Annotated in this window: 15 protein-coding genes; 4 read left to right on the plus strand and 11 right to left on the minus strand. The window is 39.9% G+C overall.

Annotated features, from left to right (window positions below; all coding sequences use genetic code 11):
• Positions 1 to 54: 54 nt before the first annotated feature.
• Positions 55 to 1032 carry an ArsR/SmtB family transcription factor gene (locus tag BVC89_RS06545; protein ID WP_086930416.1) on the minus strand — a complete coding sequence of 326 codons (978 nt, stop codon included), beginning with the start codon at positions 1030 to 1032 and terminating at the stop codon, positions 55 to 57.
• Positions 1033 to 1295: 263 nt separating this feature from the next.
• On the opposite strand from BVC89_RS06545, the gene tkt reads away from it, so the two are divergent.
• Positions 1296 to 3299: a transketolase gene (tkt, locus tag BVC89_RS06550; protein ID WP_086930417.1), complete on the plus strand. Its 2004-nt coding sequence runs from the start codon at positions 1296 to 1298 to the stop codon at positions 3297 to 3299.
• Between the two features lie 259 nt (positions 3300 to 3558).
• Positions 3559 to 4734 (plus strand): phosphoglycerate kinase, encoded by a 1176-nt coding sequence (locus tag BVC89_RS06555; protein ID WP_086930418.1) that lies wholly within the window; start codon positions 3559 to 3561, stop codon positions 4732 to 4734.
• Positions 4735 to 5388: 654 nt separating this feature from the next.
• Here BVC89_RS06555 and BVC89_RS06565 read toward each other — a convergent pair.
• Genes BVC89_RS06565 through BVC89_RS06580 form a run of 4 tightly spaced genes read right to left on the minus strand, consistent with a single transcriptional unit; the run spans position 5389 to position 8991 of the window.
• Positions 5389 to 6417, minus strand: a complete 1029-nt coding sequence (locus BVC89_RS06565; RefSeq protein ID WP_086930420.1) for an NAD-dependent epimerase/dehydratase family protein — start codon at positions 6415 to 6417, stop codon at positions 5389 to 5391.
• The gene (locus BVC89_RS06570; RefSeq protein ID WP_158657808.1) at positions 6417 to 7523 is read right to left on the minus strand and encodes a LytB; all 1107 of its coding nucleotides are present in this window, start codon (positions 7521 to 7523) and stop codon (positions 6417 to 6419) included. Before BVC89_RS06570 ends, BVC89_RS06565 begins: the two co-directional genes overlap by 1 nt.
• 16 nt (positions 7524 to 7539) lie before the next feature.
• Positions 7540 to 8256 (minus strand): AfsA-related hotdog domain-containing protein, encoded by a 717-nt coding sequence (locus BVC89_RS06575; protein ID WP_086930421.1) that lies wholly within the window; start codon positions 8254 to 8256, stop codon positions 7540 to 7542.
• A 33-nt stretch (positions 8257 to 8289) separates the two neighbouring features.
• Positions 8290 to 8991, minus strand: a complete 702-nt coding sequence (locus BVC89_RS06580; protein ID WP_086930422.1) for a DUF2306 domain-containing protein — start codon at positions 8989 to 8991, stop codon at positions 8290 to 8292.
• 533 nt (positions 8992 to 9524) lie between these two features.
• Between BVC89_RS06580 and BVC89_RS06585 the strand changes: the two genes are divergently transcribed.
• Positions 9525 to 9761, plus strand: coding sequence for a hypothetical protein (locus BVC89_RS06585; RefSeq protein WP_086930423.1), 237 nt, complete (start codon positions 9525 to 9527; stop codon positions 9759 to 9761).
• Between the two features lie 370 nt (positions 9762 to 10131).
• Here the strand turns inward: BVC89_RS06585 and BVC89_RS06590 are convergent, their stop codons facing one another.
• The 6 genes from BVC89_RS06590 to BVC89_RS06615 all read right to left on the minus strand — a co-directional run bounded on the left by BVC89_RS06590 (position 10132) and on the right by BVC89_RS06615 (position 15952).
• The gene (locus tag BVC89_RS06590) at positions 10132 to 10458 is read right to left on the minus strand and encodes a hypothetical protein (RefSeq protein ID WP_086930424.1); all 327 of its coding nucleotides are present in this window, start codon (positions 10456 to 10458) and stop codon (positions 10132 to 10134) included.
• Positions 10459 to 10947: 489 nt separating this feature from the next.
• Complete coding sequence (galK, locus tag BVC89_RS06595) at positions 10948 to 12105, minus strand: galactokinase (protein ID WP_086930425.1); 1158 nt, start codon at positions 12103 to 12105, stop codon at positions 10948 to 10950.
• Positions 12106 to 12117: 12 nt separating this feature from the next.
• Positions 12118 to 13161 carry a UDP-glucose--hexose-1-phosphate uridylyltransferase gene (locus BVC89_RS06600; RefSeq protein ID WP_086930426.1) on the minus strand — a complete coding sequence of 348 codons (1044 nt, stop codon included), beginning with the start codon at positions 13159 to 13161 and terminating at the stop codon, positions 12118 to 12120.
• Between the two features lie 484 nt (positions 13162 to 13645).
• Positions 13646 to 14284 (minus strand): 2-dehydro-3-deoxy-6-phosphogalactonate aldolase, encoded by a 639-nt coding sequence (locus BVC89_RS06605; protein WP_086930427.1) that lies wholly within the window; start codon positions 14282 to 14284, stop codon positions 13646 to 13648.
• Entirely contained in the window at positions 14274 to 15203 is a 930-nt protein-coding gene (locus BVC89_RS06610) for a 2-dehydro-3-deoxygalactonokinase (RefSeq protein WP_086930428.1), read from the minus strand. The genes BVC89_RS06605 and BVC89_RS06610 overlap by 11 nt, the downstream gene beginning before the upstream one ends.
• Positions 15200 to 15952, minus strand: a complete 753-nt coding sequence (locus BVC89_RS06615) for an SDR family NAD(P)-dependent oxidoreductase (protein ID WP_086930429.1) — start codon at positions 15950 to 15952, stop codon at positions 15200 to 15202. The genes BVC89_RS06610 and BVC89_RS06615 overlap by 4 nt, the downstream gene beginning before the upstream one ends.
• A gap of 534 nt (positions 15953 to 16486) precedes the next feature.
• Here BVC89_RS06615 and BVC89_RS06620 point away from each other — a divergent pair.
• Complete coding sequence (locus BVC89_RS06620) at positions 16487 to 17206, plus strand: FadR/GntR family transcriptional regulator (RefSeq protein ID WP_086930430.1); 720 nt, start codon at positions 16487 to 16489, stop codon at positions 17204 to 17206.
• The last annotated feature ends 273 nt before the right edge of the window (positions 17207 to 17479 follow it).

A 17479-nucleotide genomic window follows, 5' to 3' on the forward strand; every position in this document is an offset into this window, starting at 1 on the left:
TATCAAAGCCTTATATTAAAAATAACTTCAATAGTGTGTTTGTTTGATGGTTAATTAGTTTTTAATAAATTCGCGTATTTGAATTTGGAAGCCATTACGCAAAGCAAAATAACTACTTTGCCCCTGGTGTAGTTGGTTGCTCTTAGCCCAGGCGTTTAAATCCTCAGGCTCGAATCCAAGCCATAAATCACCACAGGCGTTGTGTGTCCAATCTTGATCGTGACGGCAAAGGTCACAGATAATGACAATTCCGCCTTTTCTGAGGCCTAGGGCAATATCTTCGAGCGTTTGTTCTGGCGATGGAATGTGGTGTAAAACCATGTTAAGAACAATGCAGTTGAGTGAGTGCTCAACGCGGCGGCAATATCCGGAATCATCTAAGATAAAGTGAATATTCGATAGTCCTTTTTGTTGGCAGTAATGAGTCGCCTTGGCAAGCATTTCGCTGCTGTTATCAACTGCCGAAACATACTTGAATTTATCCGATAATACTTCTAAAAATTCTCCAGCTCCGGGGCCAATTTCTAATGCCACATCAAAATCTTTAAGGCTCGAACTATCGAGCATTTGTGCTACATGTACACCGTATACATCGTAGGCGGCAATAAGATCCTGTTGCTGTGTAAACCGCTCTGAGTTTTCCGAGAAAAATGCATTTGAGGCTTGTGAACGCTGTTGATAAATCTTCTGTAAATTAGCTTTCACATTATCAGCTAGCTCAACTTTATCTATGCTTTGAAATATAGCACTTTTTATTTCTGCCGCTGGGTCTTCTGGTTTAACCGTCGCTCGCTGATAAAAAATGGAATTGCCTTCCTTCCTGGTTACCACGAGATTTGCATTGGCTAATACTTTTAGGTGATGGCTCATACCAGACTGTTTAATGTCGAAAACAGTGCACAGTTCAAGTACACCAAAAGAGCCCTTTGCCAGTGCACACAAAATATCCAGCCGTAAGATATCTCCAGCAGCCTTAAGTAGCTGGCTGAAGTCCTGTATAGGGTGTGATTCCTGAGTTTGTAAATTCGACATACTAATGAGTGTAGCAAACTTAATAGGCTATATCAAAAAATATTGATATAGCCTGTAGAGGAAATGTTTAGCGCTGAGTTTTTGCGGGTTGTGGCGTCAAATATTGCCTAATTGCCATGACTAAAACGCGAATAAGCCTTAACATTTGTCTTCATTTAAAGCATAAAAACCGGGGAAATAGTGATATCAAATGGCTTTGTGAGTTTACTCAATAGATGCATTAGTGGAGAATACGCCTCTCATTTTATAGAGGAGGAAAAACAATGCCATCTCGCAGAGATCTTGCCAACGCTATCCGTGCCTTGAGTATGGACGCAGTGCAAAAAGCGAATAGTGGTCACCCTGGAGCGCCCATGGGTATGGCAGATATCGCTCAAGTACTGTGGAGTGATTACCTTGACCATAATCCACAAAATCCCGAATGGCCTGATCGAGACCGCTTCGTGCTATCCAATGGCCACGGTTCTATGCTGATTTATTCACTGTTACACCTCAGTGGCTATGATCTCCCTATTGAAGAACTCAAAAACTTTCGCCAACTGCATTCTAAAACACCAGGTCACCCTGAATACGGTTATGCTCCTGGGGTAGAGACCACCACGGGGCCGCTAGGTCAGGGTATATGTAATGCGGTGGGAATGGCGATTGCCGAGAAAACGCTGGCCGCGCAATTTAATCGTGATGGTCATGAAATAGTCGATCATTACACCTATGCTTTCCTCGGTGATGGCTGCATGATGGAAGGCGTCTCCCATGAAGCGTGTTCCTTAGCTGGCACCTTGGGCCTGAATAAGCTGGTGGCGTTTTGGGATGATAATGGTATTTCTATCGATGGTGATGTCAAAGGGTGGTTTACTGATGACACGCCCAAGCGTTTTGAGTCTTATGGCTGGCATGTGATTCCCAATGTCGATGGTCACGATAGTGACGCCATTGCTGCGGCTATCGATGCCGCTCGTGCCGAAACCTCGAAACCAACACTTATTTGTACAAAAACTGCGATTGGTTTCGGTTCGCCCAATAAAGCGGGTACGGCAAAAGCGCACGGCGCCCCTCTTGGTGACGAGGAGATTGCAGCGACCCGTGAAGCGTTGAATTGGTCTCATGCTCCGTTTGAGATCCCGGAAGATATTTATGCCGGTTGGGATGCCAAACAAAATGGCGTTGCCAAAGAACAGGCCTGGTCTGAAAAATTTGCCGCCTATAAATCGGCTCACCCTGAGCTTGCACAAGAATATGAGCGTCGTGTTATTAAAGGAGAGTTGCCTGCAGAATTTGCGGAGAAAGCTGAGGCCTTCATCGCACAGTGCCAAGATAAAAGTGAAAAGATAGCCAGCCGGAAAGCGTCGCAGAATGCTATTGAGGCCTTTGGTGCGCTTATTCCTGAATTTATTGGTGGCTCTGCAGATCTGGCAGGTTCTAACCTAACACTGTGGTCTGGCGCCAAAGCTATTACTGCCGCGGAGCCGGGTGGCAACTACCTATACTACGGTGTGCGTGAGTTTGGTATGAGTGCCATTATGAACGGTATAGCATTGCATGGCGGTTTCATTAACTACGGTGCGACGTTCTTAATGTTTATGGAATATGCGCGTAATGCGGTGCGTATGTCGGCACTCATGGGCATACAAAATATATTCGTTTATACCCACGATTCTATTGGTCAAGGTGAAGATGGCCCTACGCATCAGCCAATCGAGCAGGTGGCTAACTTGCGTATGACGCCTAATATGGATACATGGAGGCCTTGCGATGCGACGGAAACAGCGGTGGCTTGGAAATCTGCTATTGAGCGCCGCGATGGTCCTTCATCGCTTGTTTTCAGCCGGCAAGGACTAGAGCCTCAGCAGCGTGATGGCGAGCAGGTGGCTAACATCGCTAAAGGTGCTTACATTTTAAGTGATTGTGAAGGTGAACCAGAGTTAATTTTAATCGCCACCGGCTCGGAAGTTGGCTTAGCGGTTAAATCAGCTCAGGCTCTCACTGAAAAAGGCCATAAAGTACGTGTTGTTTCTATGCCCAGTACCAGTACCTTTGATCAGCAAGATGCCGAATATCGCCAGGCAGTATTGCCTGCTGAAGTTGGAGCTAGAATTGCCATCGAAGCAGCTCACTCTGATTACTGGTATAAATATGTTGGCTTTGATGGACGTATTATTGGCATGACGACCTTTGGCGAATCAGCGCCTGGAGGTGTCTTGATGGAACATTTTGGTTTCACTGTGGATCACGTGGTAAATGTAGCCGGTGAATTACTAGAAGATTAATATGACTATCTTTGTGTCGGGCATACTACTATTAGCATGCCTGACACAACATACCTCTTACAATACTTAAATGCTTCTTAAATACTTAAATGTGTGTATCTAATATTTGTATTTAGGTATTAGAAAATATACTTCTTAAACGCTCTTGGAATCTATAGGTTCTCACCCCACAATCCGCTAAAATAGTGCTTCTTAAAATTTTCTTGGTCAACTTGTTATTTTGTTTAGACCATAACCCGTCAATTTCTCGGAGAGATTTATGTCCATTAAACTCATGAAGGATATCGACCTGAAAGGTAAAAACGTTTTGATTCGTCAAGATTTAAACGTCCCTATTCAGGATGATGTTATTACCTCTGATGCAAGAATTCGCGCTTCGCTGCCCACTATCAAACAAGCGATAGAGCAGGGTGCAAAGGTAATGCTCATGTCACACCTTGGTCGTCCAACAGAAGGCGAATATGAAGAGAAGTATTCGTTAAAGCTTGTGGCAAAGCGTATCTCTGAGTTATTGAATATTGAGGTTGGCTTGATTAAAGAGTGGCAAGAAGGTATCACGCTCGATGACGGTGCGGTGGTTTTATTGGAGAACGTCCGCTTTAATAAAGGCGAAAAGAAGGATGAAGAATCCCTTGCTAAGGCTTACGCTGCTTTGTGTGATGTATTTGTGATGGACGCCTTTGGTACTGCCCATCGTGCACAAGCTTCAACTCATGGCGTGGCTAAATATGCTCCAGTCGCCTGCGCGGGCCCACTTTTAGCCGGTGAACTAGATGCTTTAGAGAAATCCTTGGCTAATCCAGCACGACCAATGGTAGCGGTTGTTGGCGGCTCTAAAGTTTCTACTAAATTAACTGTTTTAGATGCCTTGTCTAAAATCGCCGATACTCTCGTTGTAGGAGGGGGGATCTCAAATACTTTTGTTGCTTCTGCAGGTAACGAAGTGGGTAATTCTCTGTACGAAAAAGATTTAATTCCCGAAGCCCAGCGTCTTTGCGAACAAACTAAAGTTGAATTTGCTACAGATGTGCGTACGACTAAGGGAGGTTTTGATACTTGGAGTCATACTTCTGCAGTTGAAGAGAAAAGTGCTACACAGGTTGATGCTGACGAAGAGATTATTGATTACGGCCCCGAGACGGAGCAGCGAGTGGCTGCTATTTTGAAAGATGCCAAGACGATTATCTGGAACGGCCCGTGTGGCGTCTTTGAATTTGATGCCTTTGCCAAAGGCACTGAGGTGATTGCCCGTGCAATCGCTGAGAGTGATGCTTTTTCTATTGCCGGTGGTGGTGATACTCTAGCTGCGATTGATAAGTTTAGTTTGGCTGATAATATTTCTTATATTTCCACCGGTGGAGGTGCTTTCTTGGAATATGTAGAAGGTAAGGAATTACCGGCGGTTGCGATGTTAAAAACGCGAGCGAACGATTAATTAAGCATTTTTATCTCGTATAGAAAATAGCAAAAACCATTAAGTGTAGAAAATCACTGAGTATAGAAGGGGCTAAAGTTAAACTTTGGCCCCTTTTTAGTGCTAATAAGTTCTAATACTAATAAACTAGTATCTATCCCCATGGGGGCAACAGTTAACGATGTACTAATTAAGCTGTAACATGAGCGCTAAAGGCGGCTGTTACAGATTATATTTACTGCTTTATTAGATTTTATTTTACTACTATAGGCCTTGGCCCAAGCCAACATATAATTGCTAGTACAAAAGATAAAAAACCTGATAGTATCAAAATGCTCGATTCAGAAAAATATAAATAGTCAGAAAAAATACTTAATGTCGAAGTCATGCTTCCGTAGTTCAGTCCTATGCACACCGTAAAAATTAGCCACAAAAATATTTGAAGTTGCAATATAATCTTTTGTAACTGTTGCTCACACGTAAAAAGTTTGTAGGCTGAGAAAGCAAAAAAACTAGTAACTAATGTATTTTCAACTAGAAGAAATTCTCGATAAATACTCACATTTTGAATTAACACAGCAGTAAACAATAAGTGTAAGATAGCTGAAATCGCATTTGCGATAGCCAGGAGAAAAATACCTAATGGATAGTAATCGGATTTTATTTTTAGCATCGCTAACTCTTTTTGTTGGAATTAAACCAGTCAATAGTTATTGGTAGGCCGTCTTTTATTTCCGTATGAGCTTTCCAATAATCTTGGTTATATAGCTTGACAAGACTCGGATTAAAATTTCCTGATAAGAATCCTACTATTCTCTTTGATAAGAAAGGCGGTTTTTTTATTCTTAATATTCTGTAAATTAGCTCAGTCAAAACAGCCAGTGGAAAAAGCAGCACTTTTGGCAGTTTTAGTGTCGGACTTGGGTAATTTAGCTCTTTTGCGATACTCTTTATGAATGTATGTATCCCTACCTCTTGTGGGCCAACAGCGATAAGTGACCGGGAAATAGTATTATCGTCATTAATAAGTTTTATAAATAAACCACATAGGTCATCGATGTAGATTAAAGGGGCATTACTTTCCCCTCCACTAATGAGGAAGGCTCTTTTAGAGCCTAGATATTGCAAAACCTGTGGAAGAAGGTTGTTATCTTGTGGGCCGTAAATTAAGCCTGGATAGACAATGGTAGCATTTAAATTCTGATGCTTGATAAGATTTTCAACAATTTTATCACCACGAAACTTACTGTTAGCATAATCACTGTTAAGAAATGGAACCCATTGGTTTCTATTTAATACAGTGATACTAGAGCAGTGAATATACTTACAGTTTGCTTGTACTTTTAGTATCGTGTTACAGATATTTTGAGTGCCGATAACATTAGTTTGGTGGTAATCATTTATAGTTCCATATCCTACTTGTGAAGCTAGATGAATGCATACATCTAAACCATGCACAAAAGTATCGATAGCTTTCTTATCGTTCAGAGAACCTTTAATAATTGTTATTTTTCCTTTATAGCATTCAAGCTTAGAGGGAGTTCGAGCTAAGCATCTGATTGTTGTTTTATTTTTCTTTACGGCACTGGACTCAAGTAATGTAAAAAGTAGACGCTGGCCTAGGGAGCCAGTACATCCGGTTATACCGATCGTCAAACACGGATTCAATTTAGACTTCGATTGCGCTTTTTTATTATAGGTCATCAATCTATTTGTTTTAGCGGAATGGTTTTATCACTAGCGTATTCATCTCTAAGCAAACCCATTTCTTTTGCTTCCAGGTAAGCACTAGATTTTAAAACGCAATATCTCAGTTTGAAGAAAAAGAATAAAGAGCTCATCTTAATTTTTTTAACTATATAAGATCGTTTGATAAGCTCCAAAAGCCCTAAAAATATGCCTCCTTGAATATATTTCATAATTGCTCCCTCTGCATTGTTCGGTATCGGTGATCGAACCACTAGAACGCGTTTATTTTCATGCTTAATTTTATAATTTAAGAACGACCAAAGTGAGCTGATTTGAACAACTCTTAGACCTTTCTTTTGTAAGGATTTTTCTAGAGAGATAAGTGACTTGTTAGTTGAATTTGCCGTGGTAATTAACACCGCATCTGAAATACTTTTAAGTACGAGCTTTGATAATTTTTCGATTTCAATAATAGGGCTTGCTTTGCTTTTGATCCAGAGGCAGCTAGTTTCAATTAAGTCATTCTCTGTTTCGGGAAAATTGTTATTTATATAACTCATTATTTCACTAACATCTGAACGAAGAAAGGTTACATATGGAACTAGCCTTTTAGGTTTACTATTAGCATTTTTTTCAAGTATTTCTTTATAGTTTTCCATTTGCAATACAATTAGATCGTCTGGAAATAGAGTAGCGAAGTTTTTTATGATGATATGATTTGGTTCGCAGAGTAAAACATACTGAAATTGATCGTCGTTGGATTCAAAAATATCGCGGATTCGCCTAATATAAGGGCATGGTTTGTCTAAAATATCATAGCCTTTTTTACTTAATAACTTTTCTTCGTTGTAAATTGAGTCATAGCCAGTATTAACAACTTTGATATTTTTTGAGTGAGGCAGCTCAGAGATATTTCTTACGGTTGGTACACCTAAGCCTCTGAGCCATTTCAAATCAACGCCAACTTTACCGTAATCATTAGAAATCCAGTCTATAATAAGGTAAAGCTTCTTAGCAAAGGGATTGGCGGCACTTTTGATAGCTTTAGGGAGTATGTCATTTAAAACTTTATTTTCAAGCCATAAACAACGGCCATCTTTCTCGAGTAAAACAACTTCCATAATATAAATTTTCTGGTTAGTTTATTTTAGTTAATTGTGATATTGCTTTTTTTACATTGTATTGCTCCATCGTGCGTAATACGTCTTGCTTTGCACCTTTCCACTCCCAAGTTACTTCACAACACACTCTGTCAAACTGTACAAAATTGATAGAAGCTATGCCGGTTTTTGCCGTTATGTCAATCGCATTAAACTCAAGGAATATAGACACATCAACTGGGAATACAAAGTTTTTAAAAGTGACTCTTTGGTTTTTTAGTACAAATCCCATTCTTTCTGTTGCTTTATCGACGATAAAGTCCGTACATGCCATACACATTTGTCGCGCAGCTTCAACTAATAGCATGCCCTGAACATGAGCTCCTGATTGATGGTCAGACATTTCATCACAGCCATCGTCAACCGCTAAGTGGGCGGTAAAGCTATTTTTATTAACCCGAATCAAGTTGGATATAAAAACATTACGATCAAACTTCTTATGAACTCTATTTTTTTCAACTTTGAGGCTTGAATTTTCCAAGATTAGGAAACTGTGCTTAGGGTTAAGGTTGCTTAGACAGCGCTTTATGTTTTTCACTTTTTCGAAACTAACGCCTTGACCAATAATAATAGTTGAATGTGAATTTAAATTCTTACTGCTAAAGTTTAAGAAATCTTCATATGTAATGACGTTTTTTCCATTTGAAAAGTCTCTGAATTTGCTACCAATAATGTATAGTTTTTCTATGTTCATAAAAAGTTGTAATTTTTTAGCTTAATAGTCTATTTAATAATTATTAGTTTCAATTGAATTTCGGAATTTTATCCAGAGTTCTACGCTAATAACATTGGTTGTCAAACTCAGCCAAATGGCAGAATTGAAAGTATTACTTCCCTGTGTGCCCATACTATTAGTAAGAAGGATATACCATAATGGCGTCATGATGATTCCCATATTGATGTAAAAACATCTAAGCATCCATTCTCCATGAGAAGGTATATCTTTTCTTATAATTGATCTCAGCCCAAGGCTAAAAAAACCTACATGTAAAATTGAAAAAAACAAAACAGGAATTATTTCAAATGAACCACCTAGTGGAACATTTATAGCAAAATAGCAACCACTTGTTATGGTTAGCACTGAAACAAACGCCAACATTACCCCGAATATTTTATGACGAGTAATATTATCGCGACGAAAATTTCTGCATATCTGTAATGGGCCAATTATAAAGTAAACGATACCAGGTATCATATGTGTCAACAAAACGACAGGGGTTTCTTGAAATATCAGTGTTTGTTCTGCAAAAGCGCGTCCCATTATAGCTTCTGTAAATTTGTGTATTTGATAAGAGTTTAATATTCCGAATGATGGTTGCAACGCTTGTGCTAATGAAAAAATAATTGCTAATACTGATAGAATAATGACGGTAAGCCATCCAGTAAACCTTAGATGTTCATGTAAAGTAAGTTTGTTGCTATATATCATTTAATATATCTTGTGATTTTTGTGTGTTCTCGAAAAAAGTATTATTGAATCATTAGAGTTATAAGGGGCGATGCGTGTGCTTTATTAAATTCGCATCTGAGAATTTCAAGGATTATACCCTCCGCATCTTACGGTGAGATAGTTTATTCATGCCAAATTTTAATTCATGAAATTTATTATATTTTTTCATTTCTATTCGGTAACGTTAGCTGACTTAATTGGGGTGGGGTATGCTTAATAAAATATATATATTTAATTGAGTGGTGAGTTTTTATGTATCTCCTAATTGTATAGGATATGTTGAGTATCTATAAATTTAATGTATATATAAGTGTAAATAAATTCTGAAATAATTTATCTGCCAGTTATAATAATGATTTTCATTTGGCTTTAATGTGGCAAAATATTCCTTAAGTTTTATTTTTTCTCGTGGTTTTTAATTTTCTAAAGAAAAATATTATATTGATCCTTTGGTTCCCCTGGGTTTATAAATAAAAATAAATTTTCCTAAAAAAGCGGCGATTTATTTTTAAATGAAAAGTAATAATGAGAAAAATGTAGTTATGAGCTTTAACTCAGTCACAAAAATCAAAATAATTTTATGGTTGCGTATTAATGAAATTACGAAAAGAGGCGCGCCATGGGGAAAATTGAAAATTATTAATGGTGCTGAGAGTGATTTACTTAATGCAGATTGCGACATCGGTAGTAATTCTAATGCCTGTCTCGGGCAGAGAGGAATTCTAACGAGCGAAATTTTTAATTGTTAATGATAGAGATAAGAACTTTTTTTCTATTTTCGACAGTATTTTAAATTATCATATGAGCATTAATACCTCATTTGGTGAATAAAAAGATATATAAAGTTACAAAATAGTCTAAGTGCTCAAACAAGACTCCTAAGCGACTTCTTGCATCCACATAAGTAATGTGATTAGTCTCGTTTGAGTCATGCAAACCCCGTCAATAAATACAGAATACTGCCGATAAGTAAAGATACATACAATCTATATCCACATAAAAGCTCTCGTGTATGGTCACTTTTGTTCACGGTTGGTATCCTTCTATAAGGCGGCTTAAAAAATTCACTGTACTTTGTGGCAGCGATTTTGTGATTTAATATTGCCCCGATTCTTTCTTCTAGCTCATTTTATTTTGGTTTGCTGTAATTTTTGCGTTTCTCCTTGAGCCGTTTTCAAGTATTTGGCATGCTATATTGAACAGCCATGTTCTGATGGGAACCTCTCCGGTAAAGTTATGATACAGGCGAATAGTCTCTAGCAGAGTTGCTTTTACCGCTTTTTCTACCTCACCTTTGTCTCGAATATTTTCCTCAAGGTACCGACGTATATCTGTAATGTTTTGCTTGATTACAGTGTATACACTCAGGCGATTCGTCTTAACGACAGTAGAGTAGGTACTGTGGGACTTGTCTGATGAAAATGCGGTGTGGCGTGGGGTGCTCATAGTATATATATGTCTCGCGGTGATGTATTTATCTATTTGTAGTGTTATAACAGAGATAGTTCTTTATTCTAATAAAGAATTATAAGAAGTCCAAACATGCATAGTTTTAGTAATAAGTTCCGCTACAAAATGTTTGATTACATGGATTATCTACAGTCTATATTTTTGTTCTGAACCCGCTATGAATATATAAGGGATAGGAAATAGGAGAAGTATCGAGTAGCGCGCTATATTTTTAATCTACGAGTTATTTTTCAAACTCGCACAACGCTCAAGCAATGTGCGTAGCATAATTGTTATGCCATTCTGCTGATAAATAGAATTACTAAGTTAATCAATTGACAGACTTTAGAAAAATTAGCACATCTCTGACGTGAGAGGCCTCGGACAGTGCTGAGGATTTTTGATGGCGTTAATCCAATAGTTCAGGACGAACTATTGGATTGTTCGATTAGCCTCTAGGTTAATCGTCTTGACTAGCCATTGTTTTTAGAGGGTAAAAGCACCATTGTTGGCTTCGCAAACAAAAATAGTTGGCTCATAGCCACTTATTTTATTGTATTCACTGTTTACTGCAGTCAATACCTTTTCTTTCAATTCTTGAGGTACTAAGGTAACGATGCAGCCCCCAAAACCGCCGCCGGTCATTCTTACACCGCCTTGTTCACCTATTACCTTGCGAATGATCTCCACTAAGTCATCAATGGGTTTTACAGTAATCTCAAAGTCATTTTTCATGGACTCGTGAGATTCGAACATTAGACGGCTTAATTCACTAAAGTTGTTATTTTTTAGCGCTTCAGTTGCATCGAGTGTACGTTGGTTCTCGGTGATAACATGCAGTGCGCGCCGGTAGACAACTTCATCCATATTATCCCGTTCGCTTTGCAGCTGCTTAAGGCTAACATCGCGTAGACTGTCGGCATTAAAGTGCGCTGCGGCTTGTTCACACTGCTGGCGGCGAGTGTTGTATTCGCTATCAACCAAGCCACGCTTGACATTGGAGTTAACCACTATCAAAGAAGAGTCGCTAGGAATTGGAATTAATTCGGTTTCCAGCGAGCGGCAATCAAGTAGTACCGCATTATCTTTTTTCCCTAGGCTGGATACCATTTGATCCATGATGCCACACTGACAGCCGGCAAAGTTATTTTCCGCCGCTTGGCCTACTTTAGCTGCGGTAATACCATCTATATTTTCTTGGCTGAGCTGGGTCAGAGTCAGTACTAAGGCTGTTTCAAGAGAAGCAGAGCTACTGAGGCCAGCACCCCTTGGGACATTGCCTTGAATGACTAAATTTGCCCCACAGAGATTAAAATCTTTTGCTAATAGCTCGATCACAACACCCCGTAAATAATCAGACCACGGCGCTTTTGGATCTTTAGCTAAATCACTGTTTATTTCAAACTCCGTCTGTGTCGGCTGCTGTTGATCATCCAATTCATCTAAGGCAATAGCCTTAATAATATTGTCATCACGTTTAGATGCTGCAATCCATGTACTAAAATTAATTGCCGCTGGCAGTACAAAACCATCGTTGTAATCAGTATGCTCGCCAATTAAATTGACCCGCCCTGGTGCCGCAAAGACGCCATCGGGTTGCTGATCAAATAACTCAGTAAATTTTTCTTTTACAATAGTTTCCACCGTTTTCTATCCTCAAACAGATTGGTAGTGAATATCCGATAATTCTCGCAGGCGCTCGGCTGCTTGCTCGGGGGTTATATCCCTCTGGCTCTCGGCCATTAGTTCGTAACCAACCATAAACTTTCTTACAGTTGCCGAACGCAGTAGAGGTGGGAAAAAGTGCGCGTGTAACTGCCAGTGTTGATTATCTGTGTTACCAATATCCGGTTGACCATGCCAGCCCATAGAGTAAGGGAAGGAGGTCTTGAACAGGTTGTCATAGCGAATCGTAATTTTTTTGATGATATCCGCTAAAGACGTGCGCTGGCTGTTGTTTAGATCTGGTAGCTTAGTGACATGAAACTTTGGCACAAGAAGTGTCTCGAATGGCCAACAAGCCCAGTAGGGAACCATCACAACCCAGTCTTCGTTATCAACTACAATGCGTTCTTTCTTTTCCAGTTCTCTATTGACGTAATCGAGCAATAGAGGGACTTGGTGTTCTTGGTAGTAGTTTTTCTGGCGAGTATCTTCGCGCTCGACAATGGTCGGCAAGCTATTTTGTGCCCATACTTGTCCGTGAGGATGAGGATTGGAGCATCCCATCATTGCGCCTTTATTCTCAAACACTTGCACATAGCGGTATGTTTTTCCCAAGTCTTCTATTTGCTCTGACCAGCAGTCGACCACTTGCTTGATTTCGTCCACGCTAAGTTCGGGTAGCGTTTTACTATGGTCTGGAGAAAAACATATAACTCGCGCGGCTCCTTGTTCTGCACTGTAGGTGAACAGTGGGTCCGAACTGTGGCCTTCTGGCGTATCAGGATTTATCGCAGCAAAGTCATTACTAAAAACATAGGTGTTGCTGTATTCGGGGTTTTCTTCACCGGTAATACGCTTGTTACCGGGACACAGATAGCAACTCTCATCATACGATGGGCGTTGAACATTGTCCGGAGTTTCCGATTGACCTTGCCAAGGGCGTTTTGATCTGTGTGGTGAAACGAGAACCCAGTCACCTGTGAGTGGATTATAGCGTCGGTGCGCATGATCTTTAGGGTCGAATGTGTTGGCCATAGGATTAACAGAGCTACGTTGATGATTGATACGACTATTGGTTTTATACCCAGTTTTTGACAGACTTATAGCTGCCTTATGTGATCTTCCTGGGCTTTGTATAGACGAACGAATTTATTGTATTTTTCATCTAAAAGACAAGGAATTTTTTATAATAATATAAATCATATAAATTTCCAATAAATATGATCATTTACTGTCACTTGCCCGAATCTCTTATGCTCTCACTTCATAAGAGTCTGTTAGCAAGCTTGATGTTGTCGCACGAGGCTAACAACTTGAATCTTAGCACCAATATCACGTAAATACGCCTTATTATAATGTTTGTTAGAGATTGTGGATGCTATGGTTAGGAGCAATGCATGAGCCGGCAGCTTAATAACGAAAAGTTATTTATGCCATTTGTTACATTGCCTCATAGGAATGGAAAAAGTGAGGGAAAAAATCATCATGTCACGTTCAATGTTATGATTTGGGCTAAATTTTAGATACTGCCCTCAGCGGATTTAAAGGCATCAATGATCAACTTTGCTTGCCGCTCAATAGACGCTAAATTCATATCTGGCGTGAACAAAGAGGCACCGATACCAAATCCACAGGCGCCAGCTTTTAAGTAGTCTGCCATGCCTGAGTTAGCAACACCGCCGACAACAAAAATAGGGAGAGACTTCGGCAAAATCTTAATAATCGCCTTGCAGGCGGCGGCTGAAAGGCTATGTGCAGGGAATAGTTTTAGTGCATCTGCTCCCGACTCAATTGCTAAAATAGCTTCCGATGGCGTCATACATCCAGGAATAGAAAGTAGTTGCTGTTGCTTTGTTAACCGTATCACTTCGGCGTTGGTATTAGGCGATATTGCAAACTGCGCACCTACGTCCGTAATTTGTTTCACTTGTTGTGTATTGAGCACGGTGCCAGCACCTATTGCAGCACTGTTACTAAAGTTTTGTGCAAGCGCATCTATCGCTGCCAACGCATCTTCTGTACTTAAAGGTACTTCTAGGGTTGTAAAGCCCTGTTCAATTAGACACGCGCCCACATCCACCGCTCGATGCCTTTCAAGTCCTCGTAAAATTGCGATTAGTGGGAACGTTTGCAGGGCAGAAATAGAATTAGCTTGCATTGGAATAACCGAAACTTTTCAGTGGATTGATAGCCGATACTCCGGCGACAAAAGCTTCTTCGCTGGTAATATTCTGTGCGCTAATGCCATAGTGCTCAAAAGCGCATAAATAATTTACAGCCAAGCTTTTGTTACACACTAAAATCAAATGAGAAAAATTGTCAAATATTTTAAGAGCTGCCTTAATTTCACTGCCAATAATTACACCAGAAACGTATGAGGAAACAGATTTATATTGGTTGCTCCCTACCAGCGAATTTGCCCTAGCAGAGAACAAGTGGTGTAAAAATCCTCCTTGCTTATCTACGGTTGATATCCCTTCAAGAAATGAATGTTGATCAAACTCGCTGTGATTAATAATATTGCTGATCGAGCTTTTTTCACAGGCTATTTGATAAAGCTCGCCACTCATAAACGATGTCAAATCAATAATACGATTTGCGCTTGTATTAACCCACTTGCAGTGAGTTCCAGGTAAACACACGAGTCCACCACTTTTATTGATGAGGCTCAGTGCACCAAAAATTTGTACCTCTTCGCCTCGCATAACATCGTGTATACCTGAAGGACTTTTTCCCGATACGCCTGGGATAATTTTAATTGTAGTATTAAAGGGGGTTTCAACATCAACCGCTTGATGAACTAGGTCATCAATAGTCAAGGGGCAGGGTATATAGTGGGTGTTGATCCAGCCCAAATTACCGCCCACCGAACCAGACATTAAAACAATTAAATCAGGATATTCTGACAGCCATGGTTGGCAGTGTTTATAGAATATATCTCGCGGTGTTTGTTGCGAATGTAAGACGCCTTCGTAAGTTTCTATACTTTCAAGAACGCGATAATTTTCATCCAGCAAAAATGCACGGAACTTACTGGAGCCCCAATCAATCGCTAGTACTCGTTTAGGTATGATCAAACGCGTCCACCATCAACAATTAAAGACTGTCCTGTCATCATTGATGACGCGTCAGAGGCTAGAAATAGTGCTGCGTGGGCGATATCTGTTTCCGTAATTAATGTCTTAAGGCTCTGGCTACGAAGGCATTCTTTTATCGCTTCAGGCGTTGCCCAGTCTCTTTTCTGTTTGTCTGTCATGACCCAACCTGGAATTAATGCGTTGACTCGAATATTGTGCCTACCAATTTCGCGGGCTAAAGCTTTGGTAAGGCCGATAATGCCCGCTTTGGCAGCGACATAGGAAGGGTAATCAGGTAGACCGAGAAGGGCGGAATTTGAGCCCAGGTTAATGATGCTACCTTTCTTCTTCTTTTTCATTCCTGATAATACCGCCTGCGCGCTAAAAAAGTGTGGCCTTAAATTGGTATTTAATGAATTATCCCAATCATCGACGCTGTAATTTTCTATGCTATGGCGTTTATCATCAGCGGCATTGTTAATAAGTACGTCAACGTCACCCAAAGTATCTTCTACTTCTCTAATGGCCTTTTTGAGCGCTGATATATCCCGGATGTCACACTGAATAAAGAGCGGCTCTTGCTGCGGGTTTATTTCTTCAATCTGAACACAATGCTCTTTTTGTATTGAAACAAAGGCAACTTTCGCACCTTGAGATGCAAAAGCCCTGACCAGAGCTGCACCAATGCCTGAGCCACCACCAGTAATAAAAACTACTGTATTTTTAAGATCCGTATATTGAGAGATCATATTTATAAAGCGGCCTTCGATTATTCAGATTTTATGATGCATAATAAGCCCCAGTTGAATAGGTGTCTATTTAGAGTTTAGACATTAGCATAAGACACTTTCTATTCGGCCAACCTGGTGTGTCATTCATCACAAAGCGAAAGATGAAAATTAAGATATTACTTTGATATAAGCAAAACCTTAGATAGATTGTCAACTTTTAATCTTATCTGACTGGATTCTTTGTATTAATCTGAGGCTAACTCTGAAAATAACGCACTTAAGTTAAAAATGACGCACTCACTTTTGATAAGTATTGCATAGCGTGAACAACAATAAAGTTGAGCAAATTTTAGCTCTCTAATTCAGTTAAATACTTAAATGTACTAAGGTTTTGTCAATGTTTCTCACATGCTTATGAACGTGAGTTGAAGTCAGCTGTATCATGGTGTGCAAGCGATATTGCCTACCATTGCGAAGGTGCAAGATGTATAGTTAGTTGTATATCGTTGCATGACATAAATTGTATAAGTTTTATATTGAGCGTAGTTCTTTATGGCCGGAAACAATCGTAGTTTAACTCAAACCATTGTCGATGAGCTTGGACAGGCTGTTGTCTGTGGTACTTATTCTGATGCTAATCCTTTTCCTATTGAAGCAGAATTGTGTGAGCAATATGACGTAAGCCGAAGTATTTTGCGAGAGGCCGTTAAAATGCTGACATCAAAGGGCCTACTTAGGGCTAGGCCTAGACAGGGGACTTGGGTGCAACCTGAATCCAGCTGGAATTTGCTCGATCCCCAAGTATTAGGTTGGTTGCTCAATCGCAAATTCTCTATTGATTTGCTGATTGAGTTTACTGAAGTTCGTCGAGTGATGGAGCCTCAGGCAGCGGAGCATGCCGCGATGCGCGCCAGCGACAAAGCTATTGCCGAGATACACCATGCTATCTCTAGGATGGAAGCTGCTGCCAGAGGAGATGACGACCCACTGTTGTCCGATATCGCATTTCATGTAGCCATTCTCGATGCGAGTGGTAATCGATTCTTTCACCAACTTAAAGATCTTACCACTACAGCCTTAAAAATCAGTATTCGCTTTACTAACCAATATAAAGGTGTGCCTCTGGCAGATGTTGAGGATCATAGGAAAGTTGCCAATGCTATTGCGGATCATAAACCGAAAGCTGCGCGCCGCCATATGTCAGCCCTGCTCGACGAGGCCATGGATCTTATGTACCAAGCGAAAGCTGAGAGAGCAGAAGAGAGTAATTAAAGAAACCAGAATGTTACTAAAGGAAACGTTTTAAATTGTTAATTACCTATTTAGCCCTGCTCGACAATAAACTTATTGCTTATTTTGAGGCGTTAACGTCTAGGGCGTGTTTTTTTGTTAATTATCATATATATTATACTTTTTGGTAAAGCCTAAAAAATTTCTATAGACACTGAATAATAAATATTTAATAACAAGTCGACTCAAACTGAAGCTAGAATGGTTGTATGCGATGAAACCTAAGTAAGGTTTTGACTCTGATATCGAAAGATA

This window comes from Agarilytica rhodophyticola (assembly GCF_002157225.2).
GTDB lineage: Bacteria > Pseudomonadota > Gammaproteobacteria > Pseudomonadales > Cellvibrionaceae > Agarilytica > Agarilytica rhodophyticola.